The following is a 2770-nucleotide window of genomic DNA, read 5'->3' as shown; positions in this document are numbered from 1 at the left end:
GTGACAGTGGTGACGGAGATCCGAACCGGTCACCCACGTCAGGCAATCGATCGCGACCTTTGGGGTGACACGGACACGAGTCCTCGATAGCATCCGCGGATACGGTCTCAACGGCCGGTGTGCGACAAGGAGGTCGACATGACACACGGAATCGGCAGGAGGTCGTTGATCACGGCCGCCGCCGTCATGGGGATGCTGGGATTCGCGGTGACTCCGGCCGCGGTTGCAGACCCGGGCCGCTCGGACGACGCTCCGTTCCGCGGGCGCATCGTGAGCATGCTCCAGCACATGAGCGTCGAAGAGAAGGTGGGTCAGCTCTTCGTCGTCGAGGTGTACGGGCGCGACGCCACGACCGTGAGTGACACCGCTGCCGCGAACAACCGGCGGCTGTATGGCGTCGATACCCCCGCCCAGGTCATCGACAAGTACAAGCCCGGCGGCGTCATCTACTTCACGACCCGCGGGCCCGACAACTTCGGCACTCCGACCGAGGTCGCGACGCTCTCGAACGGGCTGCAGACGGCGGCGACCGACCAGCCGGCCGGCATCCCGCTGCTCATCTCGACCGATCAGGAGGGCGGCGCGCTCGTCGCCCGGTTCGGCGCTCCGGCGACGCAGATGCCCGGGCAGATGCCGCTCGGTGCGAGCCGCTCGGCGGAGCACGCGCACCGCTCGGCCGAGGTGATCGGCACCGAGCTCGCCGCGGTCGGCATCAACCAGGACTACGCGCCGGTGGCCGACGTCAACGTCAACCCGGCCAACCCGGTCATCGGCATCCGCTCGATCGGCGAAGACCCGCAACTCGTCGCCGAGCTCGTCGCCGCCGAGGTCGACGGCTTCCACGACGGCGGCGTCGCGGCCGCCGCGAAGCATTTCCCGGGCCACGGCGACACGGCGACCGACAGCCACTTCGGACTCCCCGAGGTGACGCACACGCGCGAGCAGCTCGAGGCCATCGACCTGCCGCCGTTCCGGGCCGCGATCGCCGAAGGCGTCGACACGATCATGACCGCCCACGTGGTGCTGCGCTCGATCGACCCGAGCGGCGCCCCCGCCACGATGTCGGAGCCGATCCTCACGGGCCTCTTGCGTGAAGAGCTCGGCTACGACGGCCTCATCGTCACCGACGCGCTCGACATGCAGGGTGCCACGAGCACCTATCCGCCGAACGTCGCGCCCGTCGAGGCGTTCAAGGCGGGCGCCGACATGCTCGTGCTCCCACCCCAGATGGATGTCGCCTATCAGGCCGTGCTCGACGCGGTGCTGAGCGGCGAGATCTCCGAGAAGCGGCTCGACGAGTCGGTGTACCGCATCCTGCGGCTCAAGCTGCAGCGCGGCCTCTTCGAGGACCCGTTCGTCGACGCCTCGGCCGCGGCCGCGATCGTCGGCGCACCCGCGCACGTCGCCGATGCGCAGACGATCACCGACGACACGACCACTCTCCTCAAGAACGACGCCGGCGTGCTGCCACTCTCGAGCGAGCCGCGCGACGTGCTCGTCACCGGCTGGGGCGTCGCGACCACGTCGACCCTCGCCGGCGCGATCGCCGCCCGCGGGCAGAGCGTCACGGTGCGCGAAACGGGGCTCACGCCGAGTGCGGCTGTGATTGCCGAGGTCGCCGCGGCAGCTGCGAACCACGACCTCGTCGTGGTCTCGACGAACAATGCGTCGAACGTCTCGGCGACGACCGGGCTGCCGACCGCGTCGGCCGCAGCCCAGCAGGCCTTCGTGCAGGCGCTGCTGGCAAGTGGCACGCCCGTTGTCGTGTCGGCGATGCGGAACCCGTACGACATCTCGGTCATGACGAACGTGCCGACGGCACTCGCGACCTACGGCTACACGGCGGCGTCGCTCGAGTCGCTCACGCGTGTGCTCTTCGGCGAGAACGACCCGGTCGGCAAGTTGCCGGTCACGATCCCGACGGCCGACCGCACCGGCGTGCTGTACCCGTTCGGCCACGGGCTCGGGTTCGACTGACGCGCTGACGCGCGAGGGGTGAGTGGATGCCGCGCGGCATCCACTCACTCCGGTGCGCCACGCCTCGGCAATGCTCTTGCGGACACGTTGCGAGGGTATGCCGATTGCTCCACCTGAACGGCGGCCTCATTTAGGCTCTGATCCATGCGTAGTACGCCGAACGGCCGGCTCCAGGTGGTCTGCGGCCCGATGTTCGCCGGCAAGTCCGAGGAACTGCTGCGGCGAGTGCGTCGCGCGCAACTCGCCGGACTCGCCGTCGAGGTCGTCAACCACGCGCTCGACGATCGGCATGCCGCGGGCCGAGTGGCCTCGCATTCGGGGCTCAGCATCGCGTCACGATCAGTGCCCGACGTCGAGTCCCTGGTAGAGCTGGTCGGCGATCGCGAGCTGGACCTGCTGGCGATCGATGAGGCCCAGTTCTTCGGGACGGAGCTCGTCCCGGCGGTGAGCAGGCTGGTGCTCACGGGAATGTCGGTCGTCGTCGCTGGCCTCTGCGTGACGTTCGACGGCCGCCCCTTCGAGCCCCTCCCGTCGCTCATGGCGCTCGCCGAGGACGTGACGAAGCTCACAGCCGTGTGCGCTGTCTGCGGGCAGGATGCCGCGTTCCATCAGCGCGTCCTCGCTGACGACGTCGGGGACGCACACGTCGCGACCGCCGAGCACGTGGGCGGGATCGAGTCGTACCAGGCACGCTGTCGGCAGCACTTCGGCGAACGAGGCCATCGCTCAGCGTGATGCGTCGTCCGGCGCGCGATCCCGCGCCGGCCTAGCGACGACGACCCGGCATGCACAG

General features: G+C 69.5%; 2 protein-coding genes. Both read left to right on the top strand.

Annotation, left to right across the window (positions count from 1 at the left end; all coding sequences use genetic code 11):
- The first annotated feature begins 138 nt into the window (after positions 1-138).
- Positions 139-1977, top strand: a complete 1839-nt coding sequence (locus VIP82_RS03720) for a glycoside hydrolase family 3 protein (protein WP_331905943.1) — start codon at positions 139-141, stop codon at positions 1975-1977.
- A 144-nt stretch (positions 1978-2121) separates the two neighbouring features.
- Entirely contained in the window at positions 2122-2712 is a 591-nt protein-coding gene (locus VIP82_RS03715) for a thymidine kinase (protein ID WP_331905942.1), read from the top strand.
- Positions 2713-2770: the final 58 nt, after the last annotated feature.

Source organism: Microbacterium sp. (genome assembly GCF_036566905.1).
Classification (GTDB): domain Bacteria; phylum Actinomycetota; class Actinomycetes; order Actinomycetales; family Microbacteriaceae; genus Microbacterium.
This window is presented reverse-complemented; position numbering and strand designations above follow the sequence as displayed.